Below are 14,064 nucleotides of genomic sequence, written 5' to 3'. Positions count from 1 at the left end.
GGACGAACCACCCCGAGGTTCCCCGTGTGACGGGGGCCAAACAAAAATGCCGCGCGAGCGGCGCCCGGCGGCCTCTAGGGTCGGGTTCATGCGCGACCTGGCGGCCCTGCCGAAGGCCCACCTGCACGTCCACCTGGAGAGCACGATCCGGCCGGGCACGCTCCGTGAACTCGGCGAGGCGAACGGCGTCGCCGTCCCCGCCGAACCGCCGGAGTTCGCCGGTTTTCGCGCGTTCGCCGACTACAACGCGCTCATCCGGGCCTGTCTCCAGCAGCCCGAGGACTTCGAGCGCATCGCCCGCGAATACTGCGAAGACGAGCTCGCCCAAGGTACGCGCTACGCCGAAGTCACGTTCACCGCCGCCTCGCACGGGGAGCGGTTGGGCGACCTCGAAATGCCGCTGGCATCCGTCCTCAAGGGACTGTCCGGGCTCGAAACCCGGCTCGTGCTGGACCATTCGCGACGCCGTCCCGTCGACCGCGCCGAGCGCACCCTCGACCTCGCGCTGAAGTACGACGAAGTCTTCGCGATCGGCATGGCGGGCGAGGAGAACCACTCCCTCCGTCCTTTCGCGACGGTCTTCGAGAAGGCGCGCGAAGCGGGCATCCACCTGCTGCACCACACCGGCGAGGACGCCGGCCCGGACAGCATCCGCGAGGCCCTCGACATCGGCCGCACCGAACGGCTCGGCCACGGCATCCGCGTCCTCGAGGACCCGTCGCTCGTCGCCGAGGTGCGCGAACGAGGGCTCGCGCTGGAGGTCTGCCCGTCGTCGAACGTGACGCTCGGGCTGGTCCCGTCGCTACCCGGGCACCCCCTCCCCCGGCTGGTCGAGGCCGGGCTGACGGTCACGCTCAACACCGACGTCCCGTCGGTCACCGGCGCGAACCTGGCCGCGGAGTACGCACGCGTCCGCGACGCCTTCGGTTACGACGACACCGCGATGGCCGGCTTCGCGCGGGCGAGCGTCACGGCGTCCTTCGCCCCCGAAGCGACGAAGCGGAAGGCCCTCGAAGACATCGACGCCTGGCTCACACCGGCAGCAGGCGGGTGACCAGCGTGCCGAGCTGGTGCACCGTGCGGCACTCGTGCATCTCGACGACCTCGGCGTACTCCAGCGCCGCCGAGTCGCCGGTCGACCACAGGGACCGCCGCTCGGGGTTCAGCCAGTAGACGTGCCGGGCGCGGGCCTTGATCTGGCGGACCGCGTCGAGGTTGGGGTCGCCGCCGTTGGTGCGGGCGTCGCCGAGGATCAGCACCGACGTCCGCGGGCCCACAGCGTCCAGCCAGTTCGTGGTGAACTGGCGCAGCGAGCCGCCGTAGTCGCTGTGGCCGTCCCAGCGCACCAGCGCCGCTTCGGACAGCATGCGCGCGCCCAGGTGCTCGGGGTCCGCGACGCCGGTGGTGACCAGGTGGGTGACCTCGTCGGCGCTGTCGACGAACGCGAACACGCGGATCTTGCTGAACTGGTCGCGCAGCGCCTGCACCAGCAGCATCGTGAAGTTCGCGAAGCCCGCCACCGACCCGGACAGGTCGCACAGCAGCACGATCTCCGGCCGGCCGGGCCGCCGGTGGCGGTAGGCCGGGCGCAGCGGGACCCCGCCGGTCGACAGCGACCGCCGCAGCGTGCGGCGCAGGTCGATCTGCCCGCGCGTGGTGCGCTTGCGGCGGGCGGCGAGGCGCGTCGCGAGCTTGCGGGACAGCGGCTGGATCGTGCGCCGCAGCTCGGCGAGCTGGTTGCGGCTGGCGATGAGGAAGTCGACGCGGTCGGGCGCGGGCGCGATCGCGTGCTTGGCGACGCGCTCGCGGCCGCGGACCTCGGCGGCACGCCGGCGCGCCTCGGTGCGGACCTGCCCGCGGAACCCCTCGACGCGGCGGCGGATCTCGTCGCGGTCGAGCCGGTCGGTGAACTCGCCGCGCGCGCCACCACCGCGCACCGCGGCCAGCACTCGCGCGATGAGCGTCTGCGGCTGGAGCCGCTCCAGCGTCTGGTGGGCCGAGAAGCCGCCACCGGGTCCGGACGCCGAGCCGTACTGGCCCAGCATGTCGACCGCGAGCCCGGCGAGCTGGGCCAGCGCCTGCTGGTCGCCGTCGGCCAGCGCGGTGGCGAGCTCTTCGCGCAGCTCCTCCAGCGTCGACGGCTGGTCCTCGCAGGCCCGCTCGGGCGTGCCGATCCCGGCCGGGAAGTACAGGTCGAAGGCGGCGTCGAACACCGCGCGCTGCCCGCCGCGGCGGACCAGCGCCGCGGCCAGGCCTTCCCGGACGAGCGAGCGGTCGTCCATGCCGAGGACTTCCAGCGCGGCGGCGGCGTCGACGGTCTCGGCGGGCCCGGCCGGGATGCCCTGGGCCCGCAGTGCCTTGACGAACGACGCGAGCCGCTCCGGCACGCCGCCGGTCACGACGCGTCCAGGACCTGTTCGAGCTTCAGGCCGGCGCCGGCCTTGGCGATGTCGTCCTGGTGCTTGAGGACGACGCCGAGGCTCTCGCGGACGACCTGCTCGTCCAGGGTCGAGGCGCCGAGCGCGAGCAGCGTGCGCGCCCAGTCGATCGTTTCGGCGACCGAGGGGAGCTTGCGCAGGTCCATCGCGCGCAGCGCGGCGATCACCCGGACGACGGAATCGGCGAGCGCCGCGTCGATGCCCGGGACCTTCAGCCGGACGATGTCGCGCTCGAGGTCCTCGTCCGGGAAGTCGATGTGCAGGAACAGGCACCGGCGGCGCAGCGCCTCGGACAGCTCGCGCGTCGCGTTGGACGTCAGCACGGCGAACGGCGCGCGCGTGGCGGTGATCGTGCCCAGCTCCGGCACGGTGACCTGGAAGTCGCCGAGCACCTCCAGCAGCAGGCCCTCGACCTCCATGTCCGCCTTGTCGGTCTCGTCGATCAGCAGCACGGTCGGCTCGTCGGACGAGATCGCCGTCAGCAGCGGGCGGCGCAGCAGGAACTCCTCGCCGAAGATGTCGGTGCGGGCCTGCTCCCAGGTCTCGTCGCGGCCGGCGGTGATCCGCAGCAGCTGCTTCGCGTGGTTCCACTCGTACAGCGCGCGGGCCTCGTCGATGCCCTCGTAGCACTGCAGGCGCACCAGCCGCGAGCCGCTGACCTGCGCGACGGCCTTGGCGAGCTCGGTCTTGCCGACGCCGGCGGGGCCCTCGACCAGCAGCGGCTTGCCGAGCCGGTCGGCGAGGAACACCGTGGTCGCCACGGCCGTCGACGCCAGGTAACCGGCCTCGGCCAGTTTGGCCGACACGTCGTCGACGGAGGTGAAGAATCCGGTGCCCACCACGTGCCTCCTAAGCGGTCGCTCACCAGGAGCGTACCCGACCTTCGGGCTAGCATCGGCCGCGTGACCTACGTTGCCGCTTCCGGCCGATACGAAACGATCCCCTACCGCCGCTGCGGGCGTTCCGGGCTCAAGCTGCCCGCGATCTCGCTCGGGCTGTGGCACAACTTCGGCCACGACAAGCCCCTGCAGACCCAGCGCGACATCACGCGCCGCGCGTTCGACCTCGGCATCACGCACTTCGACCTGGCCAACAACTACGGCCCGCCGTACGGCTCGGCCGAGGAGAACTTCGGGCGGCTGCTGGCCACCGACTTCAAGCCCTACCGCGACGAGCTGGTGATCTCCACCAAGGCGGGCTACGACATGTGGCCCGGCCCGTACGGCGAGTGGGGCTCCCGCAAGTACCTGCTGTCCTCACTGGACCAGTCGCTCGGCCGCATGGGCCTGGACTACGTCGACATCTTCTACTCGCACCGGTTCGACCCCGAGACGCCCCTGGAGGAGACGGTCGGGGCGCTCGACTCCGCCGTCCGCGGCGGGAAAGCGCTTTACGTCGGGATTTCGTCGTACAGCTCGGAGCGGACCGCCGAGGCCGCGCGGCTCCTGCGCGAGCTCGGCACGCCGCTGCTGATCCACCAGCCGTCGTACTCGATGCTGAACCGCTGGATCGAAGAGGACGGCCTCCTGGACACCCTCGAAGAGGTGGGCGCCGGCTGCATCGCGTTCTCGCCGCTCGCGCAGGGGCTGCTGACCGACAAGTACCTGAAGGGCGTCCCGACGGATTCGCGGGCGGCGCAGGGGAAGTCGCTCGACCCGGACACGCTGGACGAGAACCGGCTGAACCGCGTCCGCGCGCTCAACGACATCGCGGCCCGGCGCGGCCAGTCACTGGCGCAGCTGGCGCTCGCCTGGGTGCTGCGCGACAGCCGCGTGACGTCGGCGCTGATCGGCGCCAGCAGCGTCAAGCAGCTCGAAGACAACGTCGGCGCGCTCGACAACCTCGACTTCTCCTCCGAGGAGCTGACCGAGATCGACGGGCACGCGACCGACGCGGACATCAACCTCTGGAAGCGGTCCTCGGACGCCTGAGGCCCGGCGGCGGGGCGCTGCGCGCGTCCCGCCGTTTTCCGGGTTAACCTTTGACCAGATTTCGAATCTGGTCATATGATGGCCGAGTGCCTCCTGCCGAAGACCGCGCCGAGCGAGCCGAACGGATCCTCGACGCGGCCGCCGAACTGCTGCTGCGAGCCGGCTACCGGCGCACGACGATCGAGGACGTCGCCGAGCGCGCCGGCGTCGGCAAGGGGACCGTCTACCTGCACTGGAAGAACCGCGAGGAGCTGTTCCTCGCCGTGCTGCTCCGGGAGTCCGTGCGCAGCATCGAAGACCTCGTCCGGGCGGTGGACGCCGACCCGCTCGCCGCGCGGCTGTCGACGCTGACCGAGGTCCAGTACGCGAACGTGCTGGGGCGGCCGCTGCTGCACGCCGGGCACGCCGACGACGCCGGCACGCTCGGGAAGCTCCTGCCGAAGCTGCACGCCAAGCTCGACCCGCGCCACGACGAAGCCTTCGTCGAGTACCTCGAACTGCTGGCGGCGAACGACCTGCTGCGCACCGACCGGCCGCCCCGGGAGCTCGCCGTCGCCTACCGGGCCGTGCTGCACGGCTTCCTCGTCGAGACTCCCCCGCCGCCACCGGCGTTGCTCGCCGACACGGTCGCGCACGCCTTCGAGCCGGTCGCGGTTTCGACGATGCGGCTGCGGGCCGTCGCGCCGCGGGTGGTCGCGCTGTTCACCGAATCCGCCGCGCTCGACCGGAAGCAGCTCGAGCGCGCGTACTGAAACCTGGGAGGACACCATGCGCACCGGCATCCTGATCGACGAACTGGGAGTCGGCTTCGACGGCATGCGCGCGCAGGCACGCGAAGCCGCGAAGCTGGGCTACGGCACGCTATGGCTGGCGCAACGCGGCGGCTGGGACGCGCTCACGGCGTTGCCCGCACTCGGGGTGACCGGCGTCGAACTGGGGACGTGCGTCGTGCCGACGTACCCGCGCCACCCGATCACGATGGCCGCCCAGGCTTTGACCGTCCAGGCCGCGACCGGTGCGCCGGTCCACCTCGGCGTCGGGCTGAGCCACCGGCACATCGTCGAGCGGGAGTTCGGGTACTCCTACGATCGCCCGCTGCGGCACCTGCGCGAGTACCTCGAAGCGCTGAACCCGTTGCTGCGCGGGGAAAAAGCGGACGTCCACGGCGAATCGCTGACGGCGGCGGGCGGCCTGACCACGCCGGGCGCGTCCCGCCCGGCCGTCCTGGTCGGCTCGGTGAGCCCGGGTTCGACGCGGCTGGCGGGCGAGCTGGCCGACGGCGTGATCACGACGTGGGCCGGACCGCGGGCGACCGGCGAATTCGTGGCGCCGACGCTCGGCGCCGGCCGCCGGGTGGTCTCCGGTCAGCTGATCTGCGTGACGTCCGAAGTGGACGAACGCCGGTCGTGGGTGGAGGAGACCTATGGCGCGGCGGCTCAGGTTCCCGCCTATCGGTCCATTTTGGACCGCGATGGTTACGCGCGCGTGTCGGACAGCGTCATCGTCGGGGACGAGGAAACCGTGCGCCGCCAGGTGAAATCGCTCGAAGACGCCGGCGCGACCGAGCTGCTGGTGATGCCGTTCGGGTCGCCCGCGGAGCAGGCCCGCACCCGCGAACTGCTCGCGGCATGACCGGCCTCTGGGTGGACGACCTGCGCCCCGCCCCGCCGGGCTGGACGTGGGCGAAGTCGAGCGCCGCGGCGATCGAGCTGCTCGCCGCCGGCGAGTTCACGGCGATCTCCCTGGACCACGACCTCGGCGGCGACGACACGACCCGCCCGGTCGTGCTGTGGCTGTGCGAAAACGACCGGTGGCCGCCGGAAGTGCGCGTCCACACGGCCAACCCGGTGGGCCGGGAGTGGCTCGTCGGGATGGCGCGGCGGTACGGGCCGGGCGTCCGCTAGCCGGCGCCGCGGGCGCGGCGGGCCTGGACCAGGTCGTCGCGGGCGCGGGCGACGCGGGAGCGGACCGTGCCGACCGGGCAGCCGCAGACGTCGGCGGCCTCGGCGTAGGACAGGCCGAGGACCTGGGTCAGCACGAGGACTTCGCGCCGCTCCGGTTCGAGGCCGTCGAGCAGCAGGCCCAGCTCGACGAGCTCCTCGAAGCCGGCCGCGGGGTCGCGGGTGCGTTCGGCGGCGGTTTCCCAGTCGGTGTCGGCGATCTTGGGGCGGGCGCCGGCGGCCCGGATCTGGTCGACGACCACCCGGCGCGCGATGGACAGCAGCCACGTCCGCGACGACGAGCGTCCGGCGAAGCGGCGAAGGCTGCCGAAAGCGCGAAGGTAGGTCTCTTGGGTCAGGTCATCGGCCGCGGCCGCGTCGGTGAGGTGGGCGAGGAAGCGCCAGACGTCGGCCTGCGTCGCGCGGACCCACTCGTCGAGGGCACGCCGGTCGCCGCGGCCGGCGGCCATGGCCAGTCCCGTGACGCGTTCGTCGTCTTCACCGCGGGTCATGATCCGGAACGTAGCAGTAACCGGGAACCTCCGGGACCCGCCGTCCGACTACTGGGAGGTGAAGTGCGAGGAGTGCCGCGAAGGGCTTTCGGCCCGGCTGGACGGCGAAGACGAGCCGGTCGGCGTCGACCGGCACCTGGACGGCTGCGCGGCGTGCCGGGAGTGGTTCGCGGCCGCGTCCGACCTGCGCCGCGCGATGGTGCTGCGCCCGGCGCCGCCCGTCCCGGACCTCACGGCGGCGATCCTCGAGCGGACGCCGGCGCCGTCCGGTGAGGGCTGGGGGCCGCGGATCGCGCTGGCCCTGGTGGCGATCGGGCAGCTCGGCCTGGCCTTCGCGCAGCTGCTCGGCACCGACGGCGAGCACGGCCTCGCCCACCTCGGCCACGAGAGCGGCGCGTGGAACCTGGCGATCGGGATCGGCCTGCTGACGGCGGTGGCGCGGCCCCGGACGGCGGGCGGCCAGCTGCCGGTACTGGCCGGGTTCGTCGGGGTCCTGCTGGCGCTGTCGGCGGGTGACCTGGCGGCGGGCCAGGTGACGCTCGCGCGGCTCGCGACGCACGTCCTGGTCGTGCTGGGCCTGGCGCTGCTGTGGACGGTGCACCGCGGTCACCGCGACCACGGCGGCGCACCGCTACCGGCAGCCACGGCCGACGACGGCGGCCCGACGGTGTCCGGGTCCACTGTGGACGCCCCGGCGGGACGGCCGCGGCCGCGCCTCTTCCGCCGCCAGGCCCACGGCCGGCACGCGGCCTGAAAGAACCGCCGAATAGGGCGTTATACGCCGGTCATTCGATCTGCTTGACCGCCCACTCCGCCCACTCCCTCTGCATGACCGAGAAGCGCTTCCCCCACTCCAGGACGAGCCGGCCGTAGACCGACTGGTTGTCGTCCCCCCAGTCGATCGAGCCCTCCAGCTCCTCCAGCCGCTTCTCGCGCTCCCTCCCCGCCTCGCCCATCGTCGCCACGTAGCCGCGTGCCTGCTCCGGGGAGACCGAGCCGAGGAAGTACACGCGCAGCAGGCCCGCGCTGCGCGGAGGGCCGCCCGGGTCGACCTCGATCAGCCAGTGCCGCAGCTCGGCGAGCCCGGCGTCGGTGATCTCGTACTCCTTGCGCCCGCGTGGGCCCTCGGCCTGGACGTGGATCATGCCCGCGCTCTCCAGCTTGCCGAGCTCGCCGTAGAGCTGGCTCTGCGTCGCCGGCCAGACGCTCGCCATCGCCCGCTCGAAGCGTTTCAGCAGGTCGTAGCCGCTTCCCGGCTCGTCGGCCAGCATCCCGAGCACCGCGTGTCGAAGGCTCATACCGCCATCATGACATTCCACTCTTGACATGTCGACTCAGCAGCTTCTAGTTTCGACATGTCAAAGTTGGAATGTCGGGAAGGACCCGCCGTGAACTACCTGAAGAGCCTGCTGCCGTGGATAGCGTTCGCCGTGGTCGCGACGCAGTTCGACTGGCGCTGGTCCGGGCTCACCGGCCTGGCGATCTCCGCCGCCCTCTTGCTGCTGGCCCGCCGCGACGGCCGCAAAGCCGACACGCTGATCCTCGAGTGGAGCGGCTTCACCTTCTTCGCGCTGCTCACCGCCGTCGCCTTCATCTTCCCGGCGTCGCCGCTGAAGACCTACACCGGCGCGCTCACCGACGCGTGGCTGGCACTCACCGCCTGGGGCTCGCTCGCCATCGGACAGCCGTTCACCCTCGGCATCGCCCGCACGACGACGCCGGAGAAGTTCTGGGACAACCCGATCTTCAAGCGGGTCAACGTGATCATCACGCTCGTCTGGGCGATCAGCTTCACCGTCGGCGGCCTCGCCGGCATCGCGCTGCTGAACTACGCGCCGCACGCGACGGCGGCGTTGATCGCGCTCAAGGTCGCCTGCTTCGCGGCCCCCGTCGCCTTCACCATCCGCTACCCGCGCAGCGTGCGCGCCCGCGCCCAGGAAGCCGCATGACGACCTCCGCGTTCCACCTCACCGGCGCCTACGCGCCCGTCCACGACGAGCTGACCGCGTTCGACCTCCCGGTGACCGGCGCGCTGCCGCCCGAGCTGACCGGCTGGTACCTGCGCAACGGCCCCAACCCGCGCGGGGACAGCAAGCACTGGTTCACCGGCGACGGCATGGTCCACGGCGTCCGCCTCGAAGCCGGCCGGGCCGCCTGGTACCGCAACCGGTGGGTGCGCACCGACAGCTTCGCGGACCCGGATCTCGAGCTGTACAACGAAAACGGCACGCGGAACCTGCACGCGAGCGCCGCGAACACCCACGTCGTCAACCACGCCGGCCGCACGCTCGCGCTCGTCGAGTCGTCGCTGCCGTACGAGATCACGACGGACCTCGAGACCGTCGGCGCCTACGACTTCGGCGGCGAGCTGGCCGACTCGATGACCGCCCACCCGAAGATCTGCCCGGTGACCGGGGAGCTGCACTTCTTCGGCTACGGCAGCATCACCGCGCCGCACGTGAGCTACTACCGCGCCGACGCGGCCGGGAAGCTCGTCGTGAAGCAGCCGATCGACGTGCCGGGGCTGACGATGATGCACGACTTCGCGCTGACGAACGAGCACGCGGTGTTCTACGACCTGCCCGTCGTTTTCGACCGGGCGTCGGTCGGCCGGGGCATGCCCTACCGGTGGGACGCGGGCTACGGCGCCCGGCTCGGCGTGCTGCGCCGCGACCGGCCCGAAGCCGGGGTGCGCTGGCTGGAGATCGAGCCGTGCTACGTCTTCCACACGCTCAACGCGTTCGACACCCCGGACGGGCGGATCGTCGTGCACGTCCTGCGCTACGACCACCAGTGGTGGGCCGGCCACGAGGACCCGCCGGCGTCGCTGTGGCGCTGGACGATCGACCTCGCCGCCGGCACGGTGACCGAAGACCGGCTCGACGACCGGCCGGCCGAGTTCCCCCGCATCGACGACCGGCTCGCCGGGTCCGACGCGCGCTTCGGCCACGTCACCGGCCGCGGCGTCCTGCGCCGCCACGACCTGCACGCGGGCACCTCGGCCGAGCACGTCTTCGGGGCCGGGCGCGTTCCCGGCGAAGCGGTGTTCGTCCCGGCGGAGCACGGCGAAGGCTGGCTGCTCACCTACGTCTACGACGCGGCGGAAGACCGCAGCGACCTCGTCGTGCTCGACGCCGGCGCCGTCGCCGCGGAGCCCGTGGCGGCCGTCCACCTCCCGCGGCGCGTTCCCGCGGGCTTCCACGGGAACTGGCTGCCGGACGCGTGAGCGCTCAGGCGAACTTCGTCTTCGGCCGCTCCTGCCGGACGCCGTCGACGAAGACGTCGACCTTCTCGTCGAGGAACGCCACCAGGCCGGCGGCGCGCTCGCTCTCCGGCAGCGGCGTCGGGTAGCTCCAGGCGAGGTCGGCGTGCCCGGCCACGTCGAAGTGCTCCGCGGCGCCCTTGTACGGGCAGTGCGTCACCGTGTCGATCTTCTCGAGGAGGTCCATCCGGACGTCCACGCGGGGCAGGTAGTAGCGGGTCGGCAGCCCGGTCTCGAAGAGCAGGTGCGGCCGCACGGTGTCGGCGACGGTGACGCCGTCGACCTCGATCCGCACGTGGCGCGAGCTCGGCAGGATGTCGACGCGCACGCCGGGGTCACGCGGGTGCGTGAAGATCTGCTCGTCCTCTTCGAACCAGTCGAAGGCGCCGAACTCGAAGCGGACGTGGTCCCGCAGCTCCTCGATCGGCGAATCCGGGTATTCCAGCGCGCCGTCCACCGCCTCGGCTCGGCCAACCTTTATCGTCGACCGAACACCTTCTCCGCGGCTGGGCGAGTGCGACGTCCGGCCGGAGGGGGCGAGAACGCCGCTCACGACGTCCGCGCGCGGGAAGTAGTACGTGGGGTAGTACGGGACTTCCCACACCAGAAGGGGGTGCACCGTGTCCGCGACGACCTGCCCGCCGAGGAACACCCGCACCCGCTTCGCGCCTTGTGCCACGCGGACCCGGCCGCGTACCGGAGTGCTCATGCCCCGGTCAACGGGTCCCGAAGCGGGCGTATTCCGGCGAAACCGGGGTTCGGGCGGCTAGCGTGGCAGGAAGTACGAGGACGAGTGGAGGCGGGCACGGGTGGCCGGCGTAGATGCTCCAACGGTCGGGACCCCCGCCGGGATGCGCAAGATCAACCAGCGGGCGGTGCTCGACCTGCTGCGCCGCAGCGGCGCGGCGACGCGCCCGCAGGTGGCGAAGGAAACCGGGCTGTCGAAGCCGACGGTGAGCCAGGCCCTGCTGGCGCTCGAAGCCGCCGGGCTGGCGCGCCCGACCGGGCAGACGTCGACCGGCACCGGCCGCTCGGCGGTGCTGTACGAGGCCGACCCGACTGCGGGGTACGTGCTGGGCGTCGACATCGGGCGCGAGCACATCCGCGTCGCGGTGTCGGACCTCGGCCGCAGGATCGTGGCCCGCCGGGACGAGCGCAACAGCGCCCGCTCCGGGGCGGCGCTGGTGACGGCGGTCGGCAAGATCGCGGCTTCGGCGGTCGCGGAGGCACGGCTGTCGGCCGCCGACATCGTTGTCCGCGTGGTCGGCTCCCCCGGCGTCGCCGACCCGGAGAAGCGCTGCTTCCGGCACGCGCCGAACCTGCCGGGCTGGGGCCGGGCCGGGCTGATCGACGACCTCGAAGCCGCGCTGGGCCCGGACCTGATGGTGGAGAACGACGCCAACCTGACGGCGGTCGGCGAGGGCGAGAGCGGCGCCGCGCGCGGGGCGTCGGTGTTCGGCTGCATCACGATCGGCACGGGCGTCGGCATGGGCATGATGGTCGACGGCCGGGTGTTCCGCGGCGCGACGGGCGCGGCCGGCGAGATCGGCTACCTCCCGTACGGCCGCACGCGCTCGTCGTCGGAGGACGGCACGCCCCCGGCCCGCGGTCACCTGGAGGAGGCGACGGCGGCCCAGTCGGTGGTCCGCGGCGCCCGCGAACTCGGCTTGGGGACGGCGAAATCGGCCCGCGAGGTGTTCCGCCTGGCCCGCGAAGGCGACGAACTGGCGAAGCAGGCCCTGGAGGCGGAGGCCGACCGGCTGGCGTACACGGTGGCTTCGGTGGCGGCGGTGATCGACCCGGAGCTGATCGTGCTGGGCGGCGGGATGGGGACGGCGGCGGACCTGCTGCTGGAGCCGCTGGACCGGGCGCTGCGGGCGTTCACGCCGTTGGTGCCGAAGGTGGTCCAGGGCGAGCTGGGCGAGGACGCGGTGCTGACGGGCGCGATCAGCGTGGGACTGCGGGCGGCCGAGGGCCTGGTCTTCGACCGCCGCGTCGGGGCGGCTTAGGCCGCGCGGGGCTCCGGAGTCGAGGCGAAGAGCTCCCACAGGTACTTCCGCGACGGCTCGTCGTCGGCGAACTCCGCCACCTCCACTTCGTGCCGCGGGTCCCAATACGAGCACGACACGTACGGTGTCGCCGCCAGGTGCGCCACCTTCAGCGGCGTCTGGCGGGTGAAGAGCCATCCCGTCAGCCCGAGGGCGCCCCGCTCCCGGATCGGGTGGACCACCCGCGACCGCGGCCGGCCCGGGCCGTCGAAGGTCACCAGCGTGCACCAGACGGCGGCGGCTCGCCGGCCGGGGTCTCGGCGACCTCCGGTTCAACGACGGCGTCGTCATCCAGCACGTCCTGGCCGCGTCGAAGGCCGTCGCCGATCTCGAACGCCGGGGACTGCTCAGCCGCGAACCCGACCCCGCCGACGCGCGCACCAAGCTCCTGCACCTGACCGAGCACGCGCGGACCGCCGTCGAGGCCACTCGCGCGCTCAGGGAGGAACTTCAGGAAGAACTGGAGACGGAGTCCGGCGCCGAGCGGATCGCCGACGCCCGCGCCCTCCTGGCGGCGGTCATCGGCCGCTTCGGCGGCGACGACGCGATTCGCGCCCGGCGCGTCAGCCCGCCCCGGTGATTACCCCCGACGTAATCGACGCCCGCGCGAGAATCGGGACATGAGCGAAACGAACCGCATGATCGTCGTCGACTGCCTCGAGAACCTGTTCGTGCGCAAGGACTTCGACGCGGCCAAAGCCGCGCTCCACCCCGATTTCGTCACCCATAGCCCCGGCCTGCCCGACGGCCGCGATGCGTTCGCCGACGCCGTCAGGAACTCGCCGCTGGCCGGCGCGACCGCGGAGATCAAGCACGTCGTCGCGGAGAACGACCTCGTCATGGTGCACCTGCACGTCGCGGGCACCGCCGTCGTCGACGTCCTGCGTGTCGAGGACGGTCTCCTTGTCGAGCACTGGGACGTCAAGCAGCCGCTCAGCGCGTGATGACGCAGGTTCCCGACGCCGTGGCCAGCAGCTTGCCCTCGGCGTCGCGGATCTCCCCCTCGGCGAACGCGATCCGCGACCCCTCCTTAACGACGCGGCCGGTCGCGCGGATTTCGCCGCGGCCCGCGTGGATCGCCCGCAGGTAGCTCACCTTCAGCTCCACCGACGAGTAGCCGACGCCGGCCGGCAGCGTCGTGTGCACCGCGCAGCCGACCACCGAGTCCAGCATCGTGGCCGCGACGCCGCCGTGGACCATCCCGATCGGGTTGTACAGCGACTCGTCCGGCTCGGCGACCGCGACGACCTCGCCGTGGCCGATGTGCTCCCAGCGCAGCCCGAAGTGCGCGGCGATCGGCGGGCCGGGGACGCGCCCCTCGGCGACGGCGGTCAGGTAGTCGAACCCGGACATGGTGGCCCCGAGCCGGGCCGTCGCCAGCGGGTCCTGCCACGTGATGGTCTTCGAACGGACCTGCGCTTCGACGTCGGTCATCCCGGCTCCTCGACTATGACAACTGTCTTAATCGCAGCTTCGCCCGCCCACCCCGCCGTCGTCAAGCGCGCGTGACCCAGGCCACCGGTGGTCCGCCCGCGGGCCGGGTGGAATCATCCGGGGGTGAGCACCGACCGCAAGCTGATCGACCCGGAACGCGTCGCGGCGGCGGTCGACGGCCTGGGCGACCGCGCCGTCATCGACGAATGGGCCCAGCGGTTCTCCGTCGTCGCCGACCCCTCCCGGCTGGCGCTGCTGGTGTCGATCCACTACGCGCGCGAAATCAGCGTCACCGACCTCGCCGCGGTCACCGGGATGACCGACACCGCGGTGTCGCAGGCCTTGCGGCTGCTGCGGGCGCACGGGCTGGTCACCACGCAGCGCACCGGACGCGTCGTGCGCTACCGGCTCGCGGACGCGACGGTGCACGAACTCATCCATCGGGTGCGGCCGCACCCCCAGGAGCCCACACCCGATCGGGGTGACCGGTAGCGTGCGG

19 protein-coding genes are annotated in these 14,064 nt (G+C 72.4%); 11 read left to right on the top strand and 8 right to left on the bottom strand.

Going from position 1 to position 14,064, the window contains the following annotated elements:
- The first annotated feature begins 88 nt into the window (after nucleotides 1-88).
- Nucleotides 89-1,054 carry an adenosine deaminase gene (add, locus tag ACZ7OH_RS22515; protein WP_470282541.1) on the top strand — a complete coding sequence of 322 codons (966 nt, stop codon included), beginning with the start codon at nucleotides 89-91 and terminating at the stop codon, nucleotides 1,052-1,054.
- Here the strand turns inward: add and ACZ7OH_RS22510 are convergent.
- Nucleotides 1,032-2,399, bottom strand: a complete 1,368-nt coding sequence (locus tag ACZ7OH_RS22510) for a vWA domain-containing protein (protein ID WP_470282540.1) — start codon at nucleotides 2,397-2,399, stop codon at nucleotides 1,032-1,034. The genes add and ACZ7OH_RS22510 overlap by 23 nt on opposite strands.
- Nucleotides 2,396-3,277, bottom strand: coding sequence for an AAA family ATPase (locus ACZ7OH_RS22505; protein WP_470282539.1), 882 nt, complete (start codon nucleotides 3,275-3,277; stop codon nucleotides 2,396-2,398). The genes ACZ7OH_RS22510 and ACZ7OH_RS22505 overlap by 4 nt, the downstream gene beginning before the upstream one ends.
- 63 nt (nucleotides 3,278-3,340) lie before the next feature.
- Here ACZ7OH_RS22505 and mgrA point away from each other — a divergent pair, with 63 nt between their 5' ends.
- The 4 genes from mgrA to ACZ7OH_RS22485 all read left to right on the top strand — a co-directional run bounded on the left by mgrA (nucleotide 3,341) and on the right by ACZ7OH_RS22485 (nucleotide 6,273).
- Nucleotides 3,341-4,369 carry an L-glyceraldehyde 3-phosphate reductase gene (gene mgrA, locus ACZ7OH_RS22500; RefSeq protein WP_470282538.1) on the top strand — a complete coding sequence of 343 codons (1,029 nt, stop codon included), beginning with the start codon at nucleotides 3,341-3,343 and terminating at the stop codon, nucleotides 4,367-4,369.
- 86 nt (nucleotides 4,370-4,455) lie between these two features.
- Nucleotides 4,456-5,121, top strand: coding sequence for a TetR/AcrR family transcriptional regulator (locus tag ACZ7OH_RS22495; protein ID WP_470282537.1), 666 nt, complete (start codon nucleotides 4,456-4,458; stop codon nucleotides 5,119-5,121).
- Between the two features lie 16 nt (nucleotides 5,122-5,137).
- On the top strand, nucleotides 5,138-6,001 hold the full coding sequence (locus ACZ7OH_RS22490) for a TIGR03564 family F420-dependent LLM class oxidoreductase (protein ID WP_470282536.1): 864 nt from the start codon (nucleotides 5,138-5,140) through the stop codon (nucleotides 5,999-6,001).
- Nucleotides 5,998-6,273, top strand: a complete 276-nt coding sequence (locus tag ACZ7OH_RS22485) for a cyclic-phosphate processing receiver domain-containing protein (protein ID WP_470282535.1) — start codon at nucleotides 5,998-6,000, stop codon at nucleotides 6,271-6,273. The genes ACZ7OH_RS22490 and ACZ7OH_RS22485 overlap by 4 nt, the downstream gene beginning before the upstream one ends.
- On the opposite strand, the gene ACZ7OH_RS22480 is transcribed toward ACZ7OH_RS22485, so the two are convergent.
- Nucleotides 6,270-6,821: a sigma-70 family RNA polymerase sigma factor gene (locus ACZ7OH_RS22480; RefSeq protein WP_470282534.1), complete on the bottom strand. Its 552-nt coding sequence runs from the start codon at nucleotides 6,819-6,821 to the stop codon at nucleotides 6,270-6,272. The two genes, ACZ7OH_RS22485 and ACZ7OH_RS22480, sit on opposite strands and share 4 nt — an antisense overlap.
- Here ACZ7OH_RS22480 and ACZ7OH_RS22475 point away from each other — a divergent pair.
- Entirely contained in the window at nucleotides 6,820-7,575 is a 756-nt protein-coding gene (locus tag ACZ7OH_RS22475) for a zf-HC2 domain-containing protein (RefSeq protein ID WP_470282533.1), read from the top strand. The genes ACZ7OH_RS22480 and ACZ7OH_RS22475 overlap by 2 nt on opposite strands.
- A gap of 31 nt (nucleotides 7,576-7,606) precedes the next feature.
- Here the strand turns inward: ACZ7OH_RS22475 and ACZ7OH_RS22470 are convergent, their stop codons facing one another.
- Nucleotides 7,607-8,119, bottom strand: a complete 513-nt coding sequence (locus tag ACZ7OH_RS22470; protein ID WP_470282532.1) for a PadR family transcriptional regulator — start codon at nucleotides 8,117-8,119, stop codon at nucleotides 7,607-7,609.
- Between the two features lie 90 nt (nucleotides 8,120-8,209).
- On the opposite strand from ACZ7OH_RS22470, the gene ACZ7OH_RS22465 reads away from it, so the two are divergent.
- Together ACZ7OH_RS22465 and ACZ7OH_RS22460 are read left to right on the top strand one after the other, a co-directional pair.
- A complete protein-coding gene (locus ACZ7OH_RS22465) occupies nucleotides 8,210-8,770 on the top strand; it encodes a hypothetical protein (RefSeq protein ID WP_470282531.1) in 561 nt (186 codons plus the stop codon).
- A complete protein-coding gene (locus ACZ7OH_RS22460) occupies nucleotides 8,767-10,047 on the top strand; it encodes a carotenoid oxygenase family protein (RefSeq protein ID WP_470282530.1) in 1,281 nt (426 codons plus the stop codon). Before ACZ7OH_RS22465 ends, ACZ7OH_RS22460 begins: the two co-directional genes overlap by 4 nt.
- 4 nt (nucleotides 10,048-10,051) lie before the next feature.
- Here ACZ7OH_RS22460 and ACZ7OH_RS22455 read toward each other — a convergent pair whose 3' ends face one another.
- Nucleotides 10,052-10,792, bottom strand: coding sequence for a DUF427 domain-containing protein (locus ACZ7OH_RS22455; RefSeq protein ID WP_470282529.1), 741 nt, complete (start codon nucleotides 10,790-10,792; stop codon nucleotides 10,052-10,054).
- A gap of 142 nt (nucleotides 10,793-10,934) precedes the next feature.
- Here ACZ7OH_RS22455 and ACZ7OH_RS22450 point away from each other — a divergent pair, with 142 nt between their 5' ends.
- On the top strand, nucleotides 10,935-12,092 hold the full coding sequence (locus ACZ7OH_RS22450; RefSeq protein ID WP_470282528.1) for an ROK family transcriptional regulator: 1,158 nt from the start codon (nucleotides 10,935-10,937) through the stop codon (nucleotides 12,090-12,092).
- On the opposite strand, the gene ACZ7OH_RS22445 is transcribed toward ACZ7OH_RS22450, so the two are convergent.
- A complete protein-coding gene (locus tag ACZ7OH_RS22445; RefSeq protein WP_470282527.1) occupies nucleotides 12,089-12,349 on the bottom strand; it encodes a pyridoxamine 5'-phosphate oxidase family protein in 261 nt (86 codons plus the stop codon). The genes ACZ7OH_RS22450 and ACZ7OH_RS22445 overlap by 4 nt on opposite strands.
- Nucleotides 12,346-12,537 carry a hypothetical protein gene (locus tag ACZ7OH_RS22440; protein ID WP_470282526.1) on the bottom strand — a complete coding sequence of 64 codons (192 nt, stop codon included), beginning with the start codon at nucleotides 12,535-12,537 and terminating at the stop codon, nucleotides 12,346-12,348. The genes ACZ7OH_RS22445 and ACZ7OH_RS22440 overlap by 4 nt, the downstream gene beginning before the upstream one ends.
- Nucleotides 12,538-12,751: 214 nt before the next feature.
- On the opposite strand from ACZ7OH_RS22440, the gene ACZ7OH_RS22435 reads away from it, so the two are divergent.
- Entirely contained in the window at nucleotides 12,752-13,075 is a 324-nt protein-coding gene (locus ACZ7OH_RS22435) for a nuclear transport factor 2 family protein (RefSeq protein ID WP_470282525.1), read from the top strand.
- Here the strand turns inward: ACZ7OH_RS22435 and ACZ7OH_RS22430 are convergent.
- Nucleotides 13,065-13,565 carry a PaaI family thioesterase gene (locus ACZ7OH_RS22430; RefSeq protein ID WP_400877236.1) on the bottom strand — a complete coding sequence of 167 codons (501 nt, stop codon included), beginning with the start codon at nucleotides 13,563-13,565 and terminating at the stop codon, nucleotides 13,065-13,067. The genes ACZ7OH_RS22435 and ACZ7OH_RS22430 overlap by 11 nt on opposite strands.
- A gap of 123 nt (nucleotides 13,566-13,688) precedes the next feature.
- Between ACZ7OH_RS22430 and ACZ7OH_RS22425 the strand changes: the two genes are divergently transcribed.
- Nucleotides 13,689-14,057 (top strand): ArsR/SmtB family transcription factor, encoded by a 369-nt coding sequence (locus ACZ7OH_RS22425; protein WP_086672905.1) that lies wholly within the window; start codon nucleotides 13,689-13,691, stop codon nucleotides 14,055-14,057.
- Nucleotides 14,058-14,064: the final 7 nt, after the last annotated feature.

The sequence above is a fragment of the Amycolatopsis sp. NPDC114478 genome, from assembly GCF_055633805.1.
Note: the sequence above shows the minus strand (reverse complement) of the source record. Positions and strands in the feature narration are given on the sequence as shown.